The following is a 16,569-nucleotide window of genomic DNA, read 5'->3' as shown; positions in this document are numbered from 1 at the left end:
TTGACCACGGTCATGCGTCACCTTCCTTGACCACCGTCCACACCGTCACCGGCATCGCGGCCCGCCACCCGGTGAACCCGCCCACCGGGCTCGCCCGCTGCACCGCCAGGCGCACCAGGTCGCCGCCGACGCGGCCGAACCACTGCGCGACCAGCGCCTCCGACTCCAGGGTGACCGCGTTGGCCACCAGCCGCCCGCCCGGCCGCAGCGCCGCCCAGCAGGCCTCGAGCAGCCCCGGCACGGTCGCACCGCCACCGACGAAGACCGCATCCGGCGTGGGCAGCCCGTCGAGAGCCTCGGGCGCACGGCCTGCCACGACGGCCAGCCCCGGGACGCCCAAGCTCTCGGCGTTGCGGGCGATCCGCTCGGCACGGTCGGCACGACTCTCGATCGCCACCGCCCGGCAGGACGGGTGCGTGCGCATCCATTCGATGGCGATGCTGCCCGCGCCGGCGCCGACGTCCCAGAGCAACTGGCCGGGCAGTGGCGCCAGGCGCGACAGGCTCACCGCGCGCACCTCACGCTTGGTCAGCTGGCCGTCGTGCTCGAAGGCCTCGTCGGGCAGGCCCGGCACCCTGGACAGCGGAGTGTCGCTCGCCGAGCACTCGATGGCGATGATGCGCAGCGGCGAGTCCGGCCTGGCGGTCTCGGCGCCCAGGTCGGACAGGACCGTGACCCGGCTGCCCGTATATCCGGAAAAGTCCAGCAAATCGCTGACGGCGTCCGCCGAAGTCCCCAAAACCAACACCCGCCGCCCCGGAGCGAGCACGGCGCGCAGCGCCGCCAGCGGGCGCCCCACCGCGCTCACCACTTCGACCTGCTCGACCGGCCAGCCGAGCCGCGCGCACGCCAGCGAGACGGAGGACACGTGCGGCAACACCCTGACCCGCTCGGCCCCCAGCAGCCGCACGAGGGTCGAGCCGATGCCGTAGAACAGGGGATCACCGCTGGCCAGCACGCAGACCGCTCGTCCGGCGAGCGAGTCCAGCAGCCCGGGGAGGTTGGGCAGCAGCGGCGACGGCAGCACGACCCGCTCAACGCTCGCCAAGGGCACCAGATCGAGCTGCCTGGCACTGCCGACCAGGACGTCAGCCTGCTCGATCGCCCCGCGTGAGGCCGGAACCAGCCCGTCCCAGCCGTCCGCGCCGATGCCCACGACCGTGATCACAAATTCCCCAGCACGCGGGTGATGTGGATCTCCAGCACGACCCGCTCCGGGTTGGGCCGCGGCGGCTTGTACCTCTCGGCGTAACGCTGCTCGGCGTCAGCCACCTGCTCGGGCTCCCGCCGCACCACGGCCGCGCCCTCCAGGGTCGACCAGCGGCGGCCGTCGACCTGACACAGCGCCACCCGCGCCTGCCCCGCCTCGATCAGCCGGGCCTTGCGCGAACCGCCAGAGGTGATCACCCGGGCGATCCCGGCCACCAGGTCCAGCGTCGCACCCACCGGCACCACGTGGGGCGTCCCGTCGGAGCGGACGGTGGTCAGGGTGCACAGGTGCCGTTCCCGCCAAAACTCAGCGAAAGCCTCACCACGGCTGAAAAGGTTCACGGCACATCCTGGCACACTCATCTCCGTGAAGCGGCTACTCGTCATCGGGATCGGCGCCGGCGACCCGGACCATCTGACCCTCCAGGGCGTCAAGGCCATCGCGGCCACCGACGTCTTCTTCCTCCTCGACAAGGGCCAGGAGAAGCAAGACCTGGTACGACTGCGCCACCAGCTCATCGAGGAGCACGGGCGCCGGCCGTACCGGATCGTCGAGGCGCGCGACCCGGAACGGGACCGGACCACCCCGGCTTACGCCGAAGCAGTCGAGGACTGGCGGGAGCGCCGGGCCACGCTCTACCAGCAGATGATCAACGAGGCCCTCGCCGACGGGCAGACCGGGGCCTTCCTGGTCTGGGGCGACCCCGGCGTCTACGACAGCACCCTGGCCATCCTGGAACGCCTGCCGGACTACGAGATCGACGTGATTCCGGGCATCAGCGCCATTGCCGCGCTCACCGCCCGCCACCGCACCAGCCTCACCCGGGTGGCCCGGCCCGTCCACGTCACGACCGGCCGTCGCCTCGTTGAGGAGGGTCCGACGGCGGACGACATGGTGATCATGCTGGACGCGCGGTGCGCCTTCGACGGGCTCGACGACTTCGACATCTACTGGGGCGCCTACCTGGGCACGCCGGACGAGATCCTGGTCGCCGGCCCGGTCGCGGAGGTGGGCGAGCGGATCAAGGAGCTGCGCGCCCAAGCCAGGACGCGCAAGGGCTGGATCATGGACACGTACCTGCTGCGACGGCGTTGAGCGCCGCATGCGAACGGGCAGCCCCGCGAGGTCGGCGTCTCGCGAGGCTGCCGTTGTTCGTTGGGGTCAGCCGCAGGTGCGACTAGTTGCCCTTGCAGTACTGGCGCTCCCAGCGTCCCTTCCGGTAACACCAGTAGCACTTACCTCGCCACTCGCACCTCCGGGCTGTGCCGGAGGCCTGCGTGACCTGCTGGGCCGGCGCGCAGCGGCTTGCGTCGGAGGCCTGCGCGGCGCTGGTGGCGGTGCCGGAGATGAAGAGCGTGGACGCCGTCAGCGCGACGGCGAGAAGCAAACGCTTGAACATCAGAGATCACTCCCTGAAGTGAGACCGAATCTCGATGGATGGGATCGGATGATGAGCGTCGATTCCCGGGATACGCCGATACAGCGCTGAACATGATTCAGACTAATCGCAATGACGGGCGGAATCTCCCGGCCAGAAGTAAATCCTCATTTCTGGCGCATCATTACATGCACGTAATTAGCCGCGCACCTCAAGAAATACGGCGGCACGCCGCAGCAAGCCTTCGAGCGCGTATTCGCACCGCTGAGGGAGGCCTGGACAGCGGTTCCCCCGGCCTTTCAAAGCGGCGCCATGGGGACGGCAAATTACAGAAAAGGGGATCAGCGGCCGCCGCGGGTGAGGAAGTCTCGCTCGGGGCCGGCGGGCGCCAGGTCCGCGGCGCACTGGTAGGCGGTGGCGGCCTCGCTGTGACGGTCGAGGCGCCGGAGCAGGTCGGCGCGGGCGGCGTGGAAAGGGTAGTAGTGGTCGAGGTCGAGCTGGTCGATCAGGGTCAGGGCGGTGGCAGGGCCGTGGACTTCGGCGATGGCGATGGCGCGGTTGAGTGCGACGACCGGGGTGGGTGCGAGGGCGTACAGGTGGTCGTACAGGGTGATGATCTGTGGCCAGTCGGTGTGGGCGGTGGTGGGGGCGTCGGCGTGCACGGCGTTGACGGCGGCCTGTAGCTGGTAGGGTCCCGGCCGGTCGTGCAGGAGGCAGCGGCGGACGATCGCTTGGCCTTCCGCGATCAGGGAGCGGTCCCACTGCCGGCGGTCCTGGTCGCCGAGCAGGATCAGGGAGCCGTCGGGCCGGGTGCGTGCGGCGCGCCGCGATTCGATGAGCAGCAGCAGGGCCAGCAGCCCGGCGACCTCCGCCTCGCCGGGCATGAGCGTGGCGAGGATGCGGGCCAGCCGGATCGCCTCGGCGCACAGGCCCCGCTCCCCCGGGCCGGACAGGCCGGTGGTGTAGATGAGGTAGATGACGGCCAGCACGGGGGGCAGGCGGCCGGGCAGCTCATCGTCGGCGGGGATCCGGTACGGGATGCTCGCGGCCTTGATCTTGCGTTTGGCGCGGACCAGGCGCTGGGCCATGGCCGGCTCGGTGACAAGGAAGGACCGGGCGACCTCGTCGGTGGACAGGCCGCCGAGCAGTCGCAGCGTGAGCGCCACCTGCGCCTCGGCGGACAGGGCGGGGTGGCAGCAGGTGAAGATCAGCTTGAGCCTGTCGTCGGGCACCGGGTCTTTCTCCTCCGGTTCGCGGTCGGGCGTCAGGAGCGTCACGTCGCCCAGCAGGTGCCTTTCGCGGGTCTGGCGGCGCAGGCGGTCGATCGCGCGGTTACGGGCGGTGACGGTGATCCAGCCGCCCGGGTTGGGCGGCAGTCCTTCGGCCGGCCACTTGATCAGGGCCAGGGCGAACGCCTCCTGCACCGCGTCCTCGGCGGCGTCGATGTCATCGAAGACGCCGATCAGGCTGGCCAGCGACCGGCCGTATTCCTCGCGGAAGATCCGGCCGATCGCGGCCTGTCCGATGGTCACTCCTGTGAGGTGCCGGCGAACGGACGTACCTCGATCGGCGTGTCGATGGCCGCGGTGACCTTCGAGGCCAAGACAAGCGCGGCGTCGAGGTCGTCGGCCTGGATGATGTAGAAGCCGCCGAGGTGCTCTTTCGACTCGGTGAAGGGGCCGTCGGTGGTCAGGACCTGGCCATCGCGCACACGCACCACGGTGGCGGTGTCGGCGTCGTGCAGACGGCCGGAGAACACCCACATCCCGGACGACTTCATCTCCTGCTCCACGACGCCGAGCCGCTCGTGGGACTGCCGCATCTCCTCCTCGGTCATCGGCTCACGGACCTGGCTCTCGGAGCTGTGCACGGACAACATGTAGTGGGGCAAGGCGGTGCTCCTCTCGTCAGCGGGGCGGGGTCTGTCCCGCCCCGTTCACCTGACTACGAACGGGCGTGGCCGGAATCGACACCCACGCCCACGCTAGTTTGATGTCGCAGCCGTCTCATCGGTAGGCCAGGCGGCGCAACAGGATCTCCGCGGGACCTCTGTACCCGGCACGCCGCATGACCTCGGCGATGACCACCGACACCAGCCACGTCGCCGCGGCCACGCCCGTGGCGCCGGCAAGCCCCAGGTCGTCCTGCAGGTCGAGTCCGTACGGATAGAAGACCCCGACGAACACGAGGGACTGGAAGAGGTACAAGCTCATCGAGCGCTGACCGAGCGCCTGAACGGCAGTGGCCAGGCCGTTCGGTCGCCGGGTGATCGGGATCGCGATCAACCCGATGATCGCGGCCATGCCGATCCCGCCGAAGTATCCGGTGAGCGGCTGCACGAGCGCGGCCGCCCACAAGGCGGCGCCCGACGGCTCGGCCCCTACTCCGAGCTGGACAAGGCCGACAGGTACGGCGCCGATGACGGACACAGCAGTGGTGACGATCGCGGCGTTGACCAGGAAACGGCGATGCCGTGCGGGCTCGTCCAGCAGCCGCCGCCGCGCCGCCCACACTCCGAAGATCACGCCAGGAACGACGAGGATCACTCCGGCCACCAGGCCGAACGGCCAGGCCTGGAGTCGCTCGGCGAACAACTCCCCTGGACCCTTCATCCCGGCCGCGACACTACCGGCCGCGATAGGCGAAAGGCCCTGCGACAGCGGATACCACATGGCGAACCCGACCATGGCGGTCGCCGGCACCAAGCTGAGCCCCGCCGTCCACAGCAACGTCGAGTCCTTGGCCCGCAGGAGGCCGACGAGCAGGACGGCGCTGACCCCGTACGCGGCCAGGATGTCGATGGGGACCAGCACCGCCATGTGGACGAACCCGATCAGGGCAAGCCACCATCCCCTGCGGCGCAGCAGCTTCCTGACGTCCACCCACGCGCTGCCCCGCCGCGTCCGCCGATCCAGCAGCTGGACCAGCGAGTAGCCGAACAGAAACGCGAACATCGGCCGGGCGTGGTTGCTGACGAAGAGATTGTGCAAGCCGTTCGTGAGGTCGTTGAGTAGGGCAGGGCCGAGGTCGATGTCGACCACGAACAGCGGCGCGTGCGCGAAGGCTATGGCCAGCAGCATGAGACCCCGCGCCAGGTCCGGCGCGGGTACCCGCATCCCCGTATCCAGTGAGCCGTGCGGAGCAGCCGGCGCCAAACCCGACGTATTCATGTTCCAGCCCTCCCCCTTGCCGCGGCCCCGGTGAACGCGGCATCGGACTGCTGAGCACGAACGTAACGAGCCAGGACATCGACCCGGAATATGGCTGGACACAGAACAGGGGTGCACCTAGGTGCACCCCTGCCGACGAACCTCGGTCAGTCGCGCAGACCCGGCACGTCGATGACGATCACCTCGGTGTCGTCGGGCCGGCCCGGGATGCGTCCGTCGTTCCCGGGGAAGTTGTTGTCGTTGGCGACCACGATCCGGTCACCGTGCAGCGGCAGCACCGACTCGACCGACTGCAGCGGGAACGAGAACAGCGGCCCGACGCCATACTCGCCTGGGCGAGCAGGCGTCGAGACGCCCTTCGGGTCGGCAATGCGCAGCAGGTCCACGGGGGTGCGGCGGGGCAGGGCGCCGTCGGGCGCCGCGGCGTCGAGATCGGTGACGACCAGACGCTTGATCCGGGCGCTCGGGCCCATGTCGTTGTCCCGCTCGATCAACAGCAGCCGCCGGTCGTCGAGCACCGCCGCGTCGCCCACGACGAGGCCCGGCTCGTCGACCCGAAAGGACCAGGTGCGGCCCGTGTACGCGCCGGCACGCACGTCGAACTCGTAGACCACCCGCCGGCGCTGGTCGGGGTCGCCGGTCTTCGCGCCCTCCAGGATCGGGTACAGGGTCCAGCCGTCCTCGCTCGCGGCCATGGCTTCGAACCCGCGGCTGGCCGGCAAGGTCGGGCTCTCGCCTTGGGCCAGATCGGGCGACTGGGGAGACTTCGTGCCGTCCGGCAGCGGGATCGGCGCCTGCAGGACCTTGCCGGTGCGGTCGGTGCGGACCAGGTACGGCCCGAACTCCTCGCCGATCCACAGGTCGCCCCGCGCGTCCCAGGCCAGCGACTCGATGTCGAAGTCGGCCCCGGTCAACAGCCGGTCGGCGGTGTCCTGGTTGACGATCGGGAACGGCACCTTGCGATCCGGGTCGCGGAAGCTGATGTGGCTCCGGACGTCGATCTTGCCGCTGCGGTAGTCCGGCTCGATGACGTACGCGCGCAGCAGGAAGTCGGCCGAGTTGTTCTTCGCCCCGAATCCGTTGTCCGGCATGGCGAGCAGGCGGCTCGCGGAGCGGGCCCCCGGGGTCGCTGGGATCACCGCGGAGAAGCCGGGGATCGGCTGGCCCTGGAACGGCGGGGTGACCCCGTTGACGGTGGCGGGCGGCAGCTGCGTGCCCGACACGGGGCCGGGCTGGTAGGCGGTCGCCGACAGCAGCGCGCGGGCGGACAGGCGTGCCTCATCCGGCAGCCGGACGCTCAGCGCGTACATCCGGGTGGTCTGCACCGCGTTGTTGTTGTCGTCGGAGACGAGGTAGAGCGTACGGCGACCACCGGGCAGCGGCCCGCCCAGCGCCATCCCCTCGATGTTGTCCAGCAACGGGTTCGGCTGGGGTTGCTTGGCGCTCGCCCCGGACGGCGGGCAGTCGACGAGGTCGACCAGGAGCTGCTTGCCGAGCCAGGCGCGGGGGTCCGTCAGGGTGGCGAGCGACTCGACGCCGGAGACGTCCGGCACGCCGGTGGCGGAGACCCGGTACACCCGCACGGTGTTGCCGACCCCGGCGGTGAAACCGCGCTCCAGGGCCAGCAGTTGGTCGTCGCCGAGCGCCACCAGTTCGACGAGCCCGAGACCGGCGTCGGTGCGGTAGGCGTACTGCGCGGCCGGGGTGTAAGCGTTGCCGGGCCTGCCTTCGTACCGCAGGATCCGCTGCAGGCCCCGGCCGGCGGCGTCGCGGCCGTCGGTGGACAGCGGCCCTTCCATGCCGGCGTACAGGACGCGGCCGTCGGGCGTGCCGGCCAGGGCCTCGAAGGTCTGGTTGACCTGCGCCTGACCGGCCGGGGCGACCCGGAATCTGGCCGGCACGTCGAGGGAGGCCACCTCCCTGCCGTCGGACAGCCGGAACCGCCGGATCGACGGCTCCGTCTCGGAGCTCGCCAGCACGGTGCCGCCGCCCCGCTCGGCCACGAGCCCTTCGCCGTCGAAGTCGGCGCCGGTGTACGGGGCGCCGTCCGGCCGCCGCAGCGTCATCATCCCGCGTACCTCGGCCGAGAGTTTCCGCTGGCCGGAGGTGAGGGCGAGATCGTAGAGGCGGGCAGGGGTGGTGCCGATGTTGTCCACGAGCGCCAGGGCCCGCGACGGGCGGGTCAGCGCCAGGGCGGACAGCCCGGCGACGGCCGTGCCCTGGAACGTGGTCTTGTCCAGGCTGTCGGTGAAGCCGAGCAGGGACACGTCGGCCGAACAGCGGGCGCCTGCGGAATGGCTCGAGGCCGCCGCGCCTGCTGGGGGAACGGCCACGCTGAGCATCGCTATGGCCGCTGCGGCCGCGATGGCCGACGCGGGCCGCCGTGTGCTGCGCACAAGTGCCTCCGGGAGGGTCGTCGTGCGGGTGACGCCCACCCGCACGCGCTGATCGAAGTACCCGCAGCTCGCCAGCGCAGAACCGGACATAGAACGCATCGTGAACGGAAGTTGTATCTGTGCCGATCAGACACCATGTGCGCCTGTCGCGTCAGTGCTGCCGGTGGAGGTCTATCCGCGCCTGCAGGACGCGGGCGTGCCCGGGCTGTCGCTGAACGCGTTGTGGGCCATGGAAGGCGCCGCAGTACGCGACTTTCGCGTACGCCACCAGTTCACCGACGGAGACCTGGTCTGCTCCATCGTCTCCGGCGAGCTGATCTACGACGCCGAAGACCTGCGGCGGCGCGATGGCGGGGCCGCCCGCCGTCACGGGCTTGCTGGAGCGCAGCCACGCCCTGGTCGGCCACCTGCTGGGCCAGATCGGCGAGCAGGGCTCGCCGGTGTCGCCGAACGCGACCAGGTGGATCCGGCCGAGTTCGACTCCCAACGCCAAGCCGACACCGATCACCTCGGGGCCGATCCGGCAGCCGCCTTCGCCGCGGTCGCCGACCGCTCCATGGCCGCCTTCACCGCGCCCGGCGCGCTGGAACGCGAGCATTACCGCGCCGACGACGACGCCGTACAAGCGGTGTGGGAGCCCTGACGTTCAGACCCGCCCGCCGGTGCCACCGCGACCGGCGGGCGGGAACGTCGACCCGGCGCGTGCGCTGACATGACCCACGCTCAGCCCAGGATGCGTTTGATCAGCGGCGCGGCGGGACGTTCGACGAGGCGGTGCACGGCGTAGGCGGCCGCGGCCATGGTGGCCAGGAGTGCGGCCAGCAGCACGTACTTGTCGAGGCTCGCGCCGACGCGGTTGATCAGGATGAAGCCGATGTGGGCGTGCAGCAGGTAGAGCGGATAGGTGAGCGCGCCGGCCGTGGCCAGCCACGGCCGCCCCAGGCGGCGGGTGACGCCGAGTGCGACCATGGCCGTGATCGCGAACAGTGCGATCACCACCGTGATGACGACCACGTGGTCGTAGGCGACCCCGTAGCGTCGTCCGACGGCGTCGGCGTAGCCGAGGGCGCGGTAGACCGCGTTTCCCGCGCAGAGGGTCAGCAGCAGGCCGATGGGCCAGGTGAACCCCCGGTCACGGGCGAGGAAGAGCGCCATGCCCGCGATGAAGTAATGCGAGAACTCCGACTGCACGACCAGATCGGCCACGCGGGGCAGCAACCCGGCCTCCACCAGCACGGTCAGCGCCAGCCAGCCCCACAGCACGGCCATCACCCTCGACCTGGTGATGCCGATCCAGGTCAGGGCCAGGATGAGGACGTAGAAGCGCATCTCCGCCCACAGCGTCCAGTAGACGACGTCGACGTTGGGCACGTCCGCCACGGCCTGGAACATCGTCAGGTTCGCCAGGACCTGCCCTGCCGAGATCGGGAAGAGGTCGCGGCCGAGCGTGACCGTGACGAAGGCGGTCACCGCGATGGCGAGCCAGTAGGCCGGATAGAGCCTTGCCCCGCGGGACACCACGAACCGGCGCGGGGTCGCGCCCCAGGCGCTCATGAGCACGACGAACCCACTGATCATGAAAAACAGGTCGACACCCAGGTAGCCGTAGCGGGTCCAGGAGCCCATCTCGGGGTAGGCCACCGTCGTAGTGCCGTCGGCCCAGCCCGAGAACGTGTAGTGGAACAGGACCACGCTGACGGCCGCCACCAACCGAAGGGCGTCGAGCTCGTGGATCCTCGCCGGTGCCGCCTGCGGCGAGAGCACGGGGCCACGCGGCGCCCGGGTTCTGGTGTCCGAGGGTCGCATGGCGGCCACCCTCCGCCCATCGACTGTCCACTTCCCAGGCCAACGGCTGCCCGCTTTCTGCTCATTTCTGGCCCAGGGGCAGACCGTAAAGCGCGCAATTCTTATGGAATTCCACGCTTTACGGAGCAAGTACCGTTAAGCCCTGGAACGCCGTTTCGTTGTGAACTGTGAGTAAATGCACCCACTTTTCTGGCGGTTTGGGGAAATGGCAAAGTCGCCCGAGGCTAACGTTGAGGTCATGTCGTCAGGGACGAGAAGGAGCTCCGGGCTGCTGGGGCGGCATCTGCAAGTCGCACGGGAAGCCGCGTTCGTCGGGCGCGAGGAGGAGCTGACCGCCTTCAGCTCCACGCTGTGCGGCGGGGGCCCCAGCGTGCTGTGGGTGCACGGTCCCGGGGGCATCGGCAAGTCGACGTTGTTGAGGCGCTTCGCGCAGGAGGCCACGGCGGCCGGGCGGCCGGTGGCGCTGCTGGACGGGCGCACCCTGGAGCCGTCACCCGAGGCGTTCGAGGCGGAGGCCGGATCGCTGCCGCACGATGAGCGCGCGGTGTTGCTGATCGACGCCTTCGAGCGCATCGAGGGGCTGGAGGGCTGGCTGCGCGAGAGATTCCTCCCCCGCGCGCGGGTCGGAGTCCTGACGGTCGTGGCCAGCCGGACCCCGCCGGACCTGGCATGGTGCACCGACCCCGGCTGGGCGCAGGCGTTGGAGGTGATGCCGCTGCGCGAGCTCGCGCCCACCGACGCCCGGGCCTTGCTGGACGCCCGTGGGGTGGCCGTCGACCTGCACGAGCCACTGCTCGCGTTCGCCGGCGGCCATCCGCTGGCGTTGTCCCTGGGCGCGGCGGTGGCGGCCAAGGACCGGCACGCCAGCAGCCGGTGGAAGCCGCACCAGGATGTCGTCGCGACGCTGCTCGACCAGTTGGTGGGCGAGGTCCCCTCCGCCGCGCACCGGCACGCGCTGGAAGCGTGCGCGCACACGTACATGACCACCGAAGACCTGCTGCGCGCGGTACTGCCCGGCGATGTCGCCCCGCTGTTCACCTGGCTGCGGCGGCTGCCTTTCGTCGAATCCACCGCGCTCGGCCTGTATCCGCACGATGTGGTCCGCGAGGTGCTCGAGGCGGATCTCCGCTGGCGCGATCCGCAGGGGTACGCGGCCATGCACCAGCTGATCCACGCCCACCTGGCGGAAAGGCTGCGTACCGCGGCCGATCCTGACGTGCTGGCCGCCGTCGGGTCCCTTTTCTTCCTGCATCGCCACGACGGGATGACCTCCGACTTCCACACCTGGCGCGGACAGGGCGTGGTGCAGGAAGAGCCGTTCCGCGCGGAGGACGTCGACATCCTGGTACAGCTGGCGCGGACCACCGAGAACGAGGATTCGGCGGCCAATGCCGCCTTCTGGGCCGAACGGCGTCCCCATGCCTTCCGCCTCTACCGCCTCGCCGAGACCGGCGAACCGGTCGCGTTCAGCGCGTGGCTGCGCCTGGAAGAGCCGGATGAGCAGGAGCTCGCCGCCGATCCGATCGCGGCCGCGGCCTGGGCCCACTCGCGCACCACCGCTCCGCTGCGCTCCGGCGAGCACCTGGCCATCGGCCGTTTCTGGGTGCTGCCCGGGCACCGCGGCAACTCGCCCGTGATGGACCTGATCCAGTGGCGAATGATCGGCTCCTGCCTGCGGGCCGAGCGCATGGCCTGGTCCTATGTCGCGATCCGCGACCCCGAGCCCGCGTGCCGTTCTTGCCTGCGGCACTTCGACATGCACGAGACCTCGGAACGAGCGCGGCTGGGTGACGGCGCGTACGACCTGTTCATCCACGACTGGCGTGCGGTGCCCGCTCAGACCTGGTTGGAACGCCTGAGCCGGCCGCTGACCTCGCCGGAGCCCGCCCGCACGCAGCCGGCAGGGTTCGCCGTGCTCTCCTATGCAGAGTTCGCCGAGGCCGTCCGCGCCGCGCTGCGGCACCTCGGCCGGCCGAGCGCGCTGGCCGCCGGCCCGCTCGCCCGCAGCAGGATCGTCGCCGAACACCCCGGCTCAGATCCCGCCACCGCACTGCGCGAGCTGCTGGAACAGGCCATCGCCGCGCTCGGCGAAGACCCTCGCGCGCACAAGCCCCACCGCGCCCTGACCGTCACGTTCCTCCGCGGCGCGGCCACCCAGGAGATCGCCGCCGAGCGCCTCGGCCTGCCCTTCACCACCTACCGCCGCCATCTGACCACCGGGATCGAACGGATCTGCGCGGACCTGTGGCACCGCGAGCTCTACGGCTCCTAGCCGGGACGGCGCTGCCAGAAAGTGGACAGCATCTGGTCTGGTGAACGGGCAGTTTCCGGGGCGAGTGTGGATGGTATGACCATGAACGCCGAAGGCCCGTGCCGATTGACACGATGACCTCGCTGAACGACGGCCCGGCAAGCCGGGCTCTGGCGGAAGCGGCCCCGCCTCATGCTGAAAAGGCCGTCTTCGAGGCGATGCTCTCCGGATGGGCTCGGCAGCAGAGCCAGAGCGAGCTCTTCCAGCCCTCGACGATCCGTTTCCGCCAGCAGATCGTGCGCCGCTTCGCCGCATTCGCCGGCGCTTATCCCTGGCAGTGGTCCGCCGCTGACGTCGATCGCTGGACGACCCATCTGACCACCGCACTGCGGCGGGCCGAGTCGACGATCCGCAGCTACCAGGCGGCGTTGCGGCTCTTCTGCGACTACGTCGGCGCGCCCGAGTACGGGTGGCCGGCGGAGTGCGCGGCACGCTTCGACACCTACCCGGAACAGGTTTGCCACGACTGGAACACCGCCTCACACCTGGTCGACTACGAAGGCAGCCCCGGGCGGCGGCCGATGACCCGCGAGGAGGTCCAGGCCTTGCTCGACCACGCCGACGCCCAGTTCGAGCTCGCCATGCGGGCGGGCCGGAAGGGGGCGCTCACCGCGTATCGGGACGCCACCGTATTCAAGGTGATCTACGCCTGGGGACTGCGTTGCTCTGAGGCTTCCGCACTGGACCTCGAGGACTTCTGTCCCCATCCGGACGCGCCCGAGTTGGGGCGCTTCGGCATGTTGCGCGTACGGTCCGGCCGGCGAGTCCGGGGAGCGTCGCAGTCGCATCGCCTGGTGGTGAGCGTGATGCCGTGGGCCGTCGAGGCCGTGGCCGACTATGTGACCAACATCCGCCCTCGTTACCGATTCGCGGACCGTCCGGCGTTGTGGCCGACCGAGCGGGGCGGGCGGTTGCGGGCCAGAGAGATCGAGACCCGCTTCGCCGCCTATCGAGACGATCTCGGATTCGACCGGGGGATGACGCCGCACTGCTTGCGTAGCGCGTACATGACCCATCTGATCGAGGGCGGCACACCGCTCAGGTTCGTTCAGGAGCAAGTCGGGCACGGCTTCGCCGCCACCACCGCGATCCGCACCCGGCTGGGGACAAATCCGTGACGGCGGCGTCGATCGGTCAGACGTCGCCGCGTTTGATCCTGTCGAGCAGGTGGCGGTAGGCGGAGGCCGATAGCACGAGCGGCTGAAGACTGACGTCTTTGGAGTCCCTGATGGCAACGTCGCCGCTCTCGAGCAGGCGGACTTCGAGGCAGTTGCCATTATGGCTACAGAAGCTGGAGCGCTTCCACCGATGTTCCATGTGTGGAAAGCGTAGCGGAACCTGGATCAAGAATGAGCCAGGTTGGCGATAAGGTCACGTGATGCGGCGGGGGAGAGCGCATAACCGGCGAGCAGCTCGAACATTTTCTCAAAATAGAGCGACTGCTGCTCGTCCAGCAGGAATTGGCTGATGACATTGCGGTCGACGTAGACCAGACACTGTTCCAGCGCGTCGCTCTTATCGAGATTCAGCAGGGTGAAGGACTCTTCGACCATGCCGCGAGAGTGCGCCAAGGGTACGACCTGAATCGTCACATTAGGCAAATGAGAAAAGTCCACCAACTTCCTCATTTGTTCGGACATGATAGCCGGACCACCGACCGTCCGCAACAATACAGATTCGTCCAATATCATCCATAGTTGAGATGATTCAGGGGGAAAGAACCGTTTTTGGCGGTTCATCCGAATAGAGAGGCGCTCTTCGACCTGGCGCCGCGTCAACGTCGAATCGACCTCGCGCCAACTGGTGATGAGATGCCGAGCATACGCCTCCGTCTGTGCGATGCCGGGCACGACGTTGACCGCCCACTCGCGGATGGACTCCGCTACCGCCTCCACACTCATGAACGTCAGGAACTCCCGCACCGAAGCGGTGTAGCCCCGCCAGGAGTGCGGCGTCTGGGTCTGCCTGGCCAGCGAGAGGAGGCGCTCACGCCGGCCGGGCGTGGCATCGTAGAGATCGAGCAGGAGTTGGATGTCGCCTTCCGACACACTGATGCGGGCGTTCTCGATCCGGCTGATTTTGGACGGTGACCAGCCCAGACGGTCTTTGATGTCGTCACCCGTGAGGGATGCTCGCTCCCTCAGGTAGCGAAGCTCTCGCGCCAGGATGCGACGTTGCACAGGAGGAGAAGATGCATCGCTCACGGTATATATCCCAAATGTCTCTGATGCCCCGCTCTTGCCTTGATCACTCCTGCCATTGAGCCATAGAAGTAAGGCTGCATGCAAGATTGCATGCAGCCTTACGATACTCCACCATTGTCATTGGGGAGGCGTCGAATGGTCGAGCAGGCAGCGCACACCCAGGGCTTGGCGGAGAAGCCCTCGGACCGGTCATCGTCAGGAGCGGGCCTCCTTCGGGGCAATAGCCGGCCGATGGGCTCGGATGTGGTGACCTCTCGCGGCACTTGGCACGTGGATTGGCAGGAACTGCACGTCGGCTACCTGCACGACGTCTACCTGGCCCTGGTTCGCCGGGAGATCCAGCCGAACGCGCACTGGATCACGGAGTTCCTCCCGCGCTCCGCCACGATCGTGCTCGAGGAGCCCGGCCTCGCCGAGGACTCCGTTCTCGCTCTGGCATGGGATGAGGAGAGCGGCTGGCGGTTCGGGATGTTCGCGCAGGGCGACGTGCACTGCCCGACCCTTCTCAGGCAGCAGCGCTACATCTGCGGCGACGTGCTGCCCGACCCCGCCGAGGTGGGCGACACGGTTCTGGCCGTCGTCGAGGAGCTGCGGCGGCCGCGGCGGTGGTGGCAGACACGGGAGTCCGAGCGACGCTGGGGCTGGCCGTATCCACCGTCCTATCGTTCCTATCGCGACGTGCGCGACGGCTTCGACGATCGCCTGCGGGCCCACCTCCCGCCGGACGACCCGACTCACCTGCCGGCGGCCTGGCCTGAGGTATCCCAGTCCCCCGCCCAGGAAATTGAGTAGGGCATACTCAGGGATTTCCGGCGAGGCCGTGCGACGTTGTCGGCATGCTCGCCTTACGCGCTCGCCGGCTCTTCGACGGCCGGGATATGCACCATGACCGCGTCGTGCTCGTAGAGAACGGGCGCGTCGCCGACGTCACCGGCGACGCGCCCGCCACGATCGACCTGGGTGACGCCACGCTGCTGCCCGGGCTGATCGACTGCCACGTCCACCTGGCCTTCGACGCCGGCCTCGATGTCCTGGGGACGCTGGAGCAGCCGGGTCTCGCCGACCGGATGCGGGCGGCGGCGCGGCAGCACCTGGCGGCCGGGGTGACCACGGTGCGTGACCTGGGCGACCGCGACTATCTGGCGTTGGGACTCGGGCTGGGTCTCGACGGGCCGGAGATCCTTTCAGCCGGGCCGCCGATCACCACGCCCAAGGGGCACTGCTGGTTCCTGGGCGGCGAGGCGGCCGGCGAACAAGGGGTGCGCGAGGCCGTGCGGGAGCGGGCGGCGCACGGCGTACACGTCATCAAGATGATGGTGACGGGCGGCGAGATGACCGCCGGCACCCACTCGCATCTGCTGCAGTACGGCCCCGCCGAGCTGAAGGCGGCGGCCGACGAGGCGCACGCGCACGGCCTGCCGATCACCGGGCACGCGCACTGCGCGGAGGGGGTCGCGCAGGCGCTGGAGGCCGGGTTCGACTCGATCGAGCACTGCGGGTTCTTCACCGAGGACTCCTTCGAGGTGGATTACGGGCTGATCGCCCGGCTGGCCGCCGCGGACATCGTCGTGTCCCTCACAGCTGGGATAGTGCCGAGCCCTACGCCGCCACCACCGCGCATCCAGCAGCGGATGGCGGGCATGGCGGAGGCGCTGCGTGCCTTCTACGCCGCCGGGGTGGACTTCGTCATCGGGACGGACGCCGGGATCGGGCCGCCCAAACCGCACGGGTTGGTGCCGTACGGGGCGGAGATGCTGGTCGAGCAGGGGTACGCCGCCATCGACGTGCTGCGGTCGATCACGTCGGTCGCGGCGCGCGCCTGCCGGGTGGACGAGCGCAAGGGCATGATCGCACCCGGGTTCGACGCCGACCTGCTGGCCGTGGCGGGCGACCCGCTGGCCGACATCACCGCGCTGCGGCGTCCGCAGGCGGTCTATCGGATGGGGCGTCTCGTCACCCGCGCCGCCGAGTGAGCCGCGTGTGCCCACCCGTCGCAGGGGCGGTCGTCCGCACGCCACCGCCGTCAGGCCCGCCCAACAACGCGCGATCGGAGGTATCCGGGCAGTAGGCCGCCCTACCGACAAATCTGCCGGC

The 16,569-nt window shown here is 69.6% G+C and carries 16 protein-coding genes; 6 read left to right on the top strand and 10 right to left on the bottom strand.

Annotated elements, in window-relative coordinates; all coding sequences use genetic code 11:
• Nucleotides 1–10 precede the first annotated feature (10 nt).
• Both cbiE and OHA25_RS09755 read right to left on the bottom strand, forming a co-directional pair.
• Nucleotides 11–1,168, bottom strand: coding sequence for a precorrin-6y C5,15-methyltransferase (decarboxylating) subunit CbiE (cbiE, locus tag OHA25_RS09760; protein ID WP_327587249.1), 1,158 nt, complete (start codon nt 1,166–1,168; stop codon nt 11–13).
• Entirely contained in the window at nt 1,165–1,551 is a 387-nt protein-coding gene (locus OHA25_RS09755) for a pyridoxamine 5'-phosphate oxidase family protein (RefSeq protein WP_442942090.1), read from the bottom strand. Before OHA25_RS09755 ends, cbiE begins: the two co-directional genes overlap by 4 nt.
• Before the next feature lie 25 nt (nt 1,552–1,576).
• Between OHA25_RS09755 and cobF the strand changes: the two genes are divergently transcribed.
• Nucleotides 1,577–2,305: a precorrin-6A synthase (deacetylating) gene (cobF, locus tag OHA25_RS09750; protein WP_327587247.1), complete on the top strand. Its 729-nt coding sequence runs from the start codon at nt 1,577–1,579 to the stop codon at nt 2,303–2,305.
• 82 nt (nt 2,306–2,387) lie between these two features.
• Here cobF and OHA25_RS09745 read toward each other — a convergent pair whose 3' ends face one another.
• The 5 genes from OHA25_RS09745 to OHA25_RS09725 form a co-directional block, all read right to left on the bottom strand.
• Nucleotides 2,388–2,609 (bottom strand): hypothetical protein, encoded by a 222-nt coding sequence (locus OHA25_RS09745; RefSeq protein ID WP_327587246.1) that lies wholly within the window; start codon nt 2,607–2,609, stop codon nt 2,388–2,390.
• A 320-nt stretch (nt 2,610–2,929) separates the two neighbouring features.
• Entirely contained in the window at nt 2,930–4,120 is a 1,191-nt protein-coding gene (locus OHA25_RS09740) for an RNA polymerase sigma factor (RefSeq protein WP_327587245.1), read from the bottom strand.
• Nucleotides 4,117–4,479, bottom strand: coding sequence for a YciI family protein (locus OHA25_RS09735; RefSeq protein ID WP_327587244.1), 363 nt, complete (start codon nt 4,477–4,479; stop codon nt 4,117–4,119). The genes OHA25_RS09740 and OHA25_RS09735 overlap by 4 nt, the downstream gene beginning before the upstream one ends.
• Before the next feature lie 115 nt (nt 4,480–4,594).
• Nucleotides 4,595–5,704, bottom strand: coding sequence for a DUF418 domain-containing protein (locus OHA25_RS09730; RefSeq protein ID WP_327587243.1), 1,110 nt, complete (start codon nt 5,702–5,704; stop codon nt 4,595–4,597).
• 200 nt (nt 5,705–5,904) lie between these two features.
• Nucleotides 5,905–8,244, bottom strand: coding sequence for an esterase-like activity of phytase family protein (locus tag OHA25_RS09725; RefSeq protein WP_327587242.1), 2,340 nt, complete (start codon nt 8,242–8,244; stop codon nt 5,905–5,907).
• Between the two features lie 73 nt (nt 8,245–8,317).
• Here OHA25_RS09725 and OHA25_RS09720 point away from each other — a divergent pair, with 73 nt between their 5' ends.
• Nucleotides 8,318–8,797 (top strand): hypothetical protein, encoded by a 480-nt coding sequence (locus tag OHA25_RS09720; RefSeq protein WP_327587241.1) that lies wholly within the window; start codon nt 8,318–8,320, stop codon nt 8,795–8,797.
• An 80-nt stretch (nt 8,798–8,877) separates the two neighbouring features.
• Here the strand turns inward: OHA25_RS09720 and OHA25_RS09715 are convergent, their stop codons facing one another.
• Nucleotides 8,878–9,960 (bottom strand): acyltransferase family protein, encoded by a 1,083-nt coding sequence (locus tag OHA25_RS09715; RefSeq protein WP_327587240.1) that lies wholly within the window; start codon nt 9,958–9,960, stop codon nt 8,878–8,880.
• Nucleotides 9,961–10,198: 238 nt separating this feature from the next.
• On the opposite strand from OHA25_RS09715, the gene OHA25_RS09710 reads away from it, so the two are divergent.
• Both OHA25_RS09710 and OHA25_RS09705 read left to right on the top strand, forming a co-directional pair.
• Nucleotides 10,199–12,232 carry an ATP-binding protein gene (locus OHA25_RS09710; RefSeq protein WP_327587239.1) on the top strand — a complete coding sequence of 678 codons (2,034 nt, stop codon included), beginning with the start codon at nt 10,199–10,201 and terminating at the stop codon, nt 12,230–12,232.
• 113 nt (nt 12,233–12,345) lie between these two features.
• A complete protein-coding gene (locus tag OHA25_RS09705; protein ID WP_327587238.1) occupies nt 12,346–13,389 on the top strand; it encodes a tyrosine-type recombinase/integrase in 1,044 nt (347 codons plus the stop codon).
• A 16-nt stretch (nt 13,390–13,405) separates the two neighbouring features.
• Here the strand turns inward: OHA25_RS09705 and OHA25_RS09700 are convergent, their stop codons facing one another.
• Both OHA25_RS09700 and OHA25_RS09695 read right to left on the bottom strand, forming a co-directional pair.
• Nucleotides 13,406–13,588, bottom strand: coding sequence for a DUF397 domain-containing protein (locus tag OHA25_RS09700; protein WP_327587237.1), 183 nt, complete (start codon nt 13,586–13,588; stop codon nt 13,406–13,408).
• A gap of 26 nt (nt 13,589–13,614) precedes the next feature.
• Complete coding sequence (locus OHA25_RS09695) at nt 13,615–14,475, bottom strand: helix-turn-helix domain-containing protein (RefSeq protein WP_327587236.1); 861 nt, start codon at nt 14,473–14,475, stop codon at nt 13,615–13,617.
• Nucleotides 14,476–14,745: 270 nt separating this feature from the next.
• Between OHA25_RS09695 and OHA25_RS09690 the strand changes: the two genes are divergently transcribed.
• Both OHA25_RS09690 and OHA25_RS09685 read left to right on the top strand, forming a co-directional pair.
• Nucleotides 14,746–15,267, top strand: coding sequence for a DUF6292 family protein (locus OHA25_RS09690; RefSeq protein WP_327587235.1), 522 nt, complete (start codon nt 14,746–14,748; stop codon nt 15,265–15,267).
• Nucleotides 15,268–15,311: 44 nt separating this feature from the next.
• Nucleotides 15,312–16,448 (top strand): amidohydrolase family protein, encoded by a 1,137-nt coding sequence (locus OHA25_RS09685; protein WP_327587234.1) that lies wholly within the window; start codon nt 15,312–15,314, stop codon nt 16,446–16,448.
• Nucleotides 16,449–16,569: the final 121 nt, after the last annotated feature.

The sequence above is a fragment of the Nonomuraea sp. NBC_00507 genome (assembly GCF_036013525.1).
Taxonomy (GTDB): Bacteria; Actinomycetota; Actinomycetes; order Streptosporangiales; family Streptosporangiaceae; genus Nonomuraea.
The sequence above is the reverse complement of the archived record's forward strand: the minus strand, read 5'-3'. Positions and strand labels throughout refer to the sequence as shown.

What these genes read in the sequence shown, in the direction of transcription:
- OHA25_RS09745 (WP_327587246.1), bottom strand. Translation starts at nt 2,609, where the DNA reads ATGTTCAAGCGTTTGCTTCTCGCCGTCGCGCTGACGGCGTCCACGCTC.
- OHA25_RS09730 (WP_327587243.1), bottom strand. Translation starts at nt 5,704, where the DNA reads ATGCGGGTACCCGCGCCGGACCTGGCGCGGGGTCTCATGCTGCTGGCC.
- OHA25_RS09725 (WP_327587242.1), bottom strand. Translation starts at nt 8,244, where the DNA reads ATGTCCGGTTCTGCGCTGGCGAGCTGCGGGTACTTCGATCAGCGCGTG.
- OHA25_RS09715 (WP_327587240.1), bottom strand. Translation starts at nt 9,960, where the DNA reads ATGCGACCCTCGGACACCAGAACCCGGGCGCCGCGTGGCCCCGTGCTC.
- OHA25_RS09710 (WP_327587239.1), top strand. Translation starts at nt 10,199, where the DNA reads ATGTCGTCAGGGACGAGAAGGAGCTCCGGGCTGCTGGGGCGGCATCTG.
- OHA25_RS09705 (WP_327587238.1), top strand. Translation starts at nt 12,346, where the DNA reads ATGACCTCGCTGAACGACGGCCCGGCAAGCCGGGCTCTGGCGGAAGCG.
- OHA25_RS09700 (WP_327587237.1), bottom strand. Translation starts at nt 13,588, where the DNA reads ATGGAACATCGGTGGAAGCGCTCCAGCTTCTGTAGCCATAATGGCAAC.
- OHA25_RS09685 (WP_327587234.1), top strand. Translation starts at nt 15,312, where the DNA reads ATGCTCGCCTTACGCGCTCGCCGGCTCTTCGACGGCCGGGATATGCAC.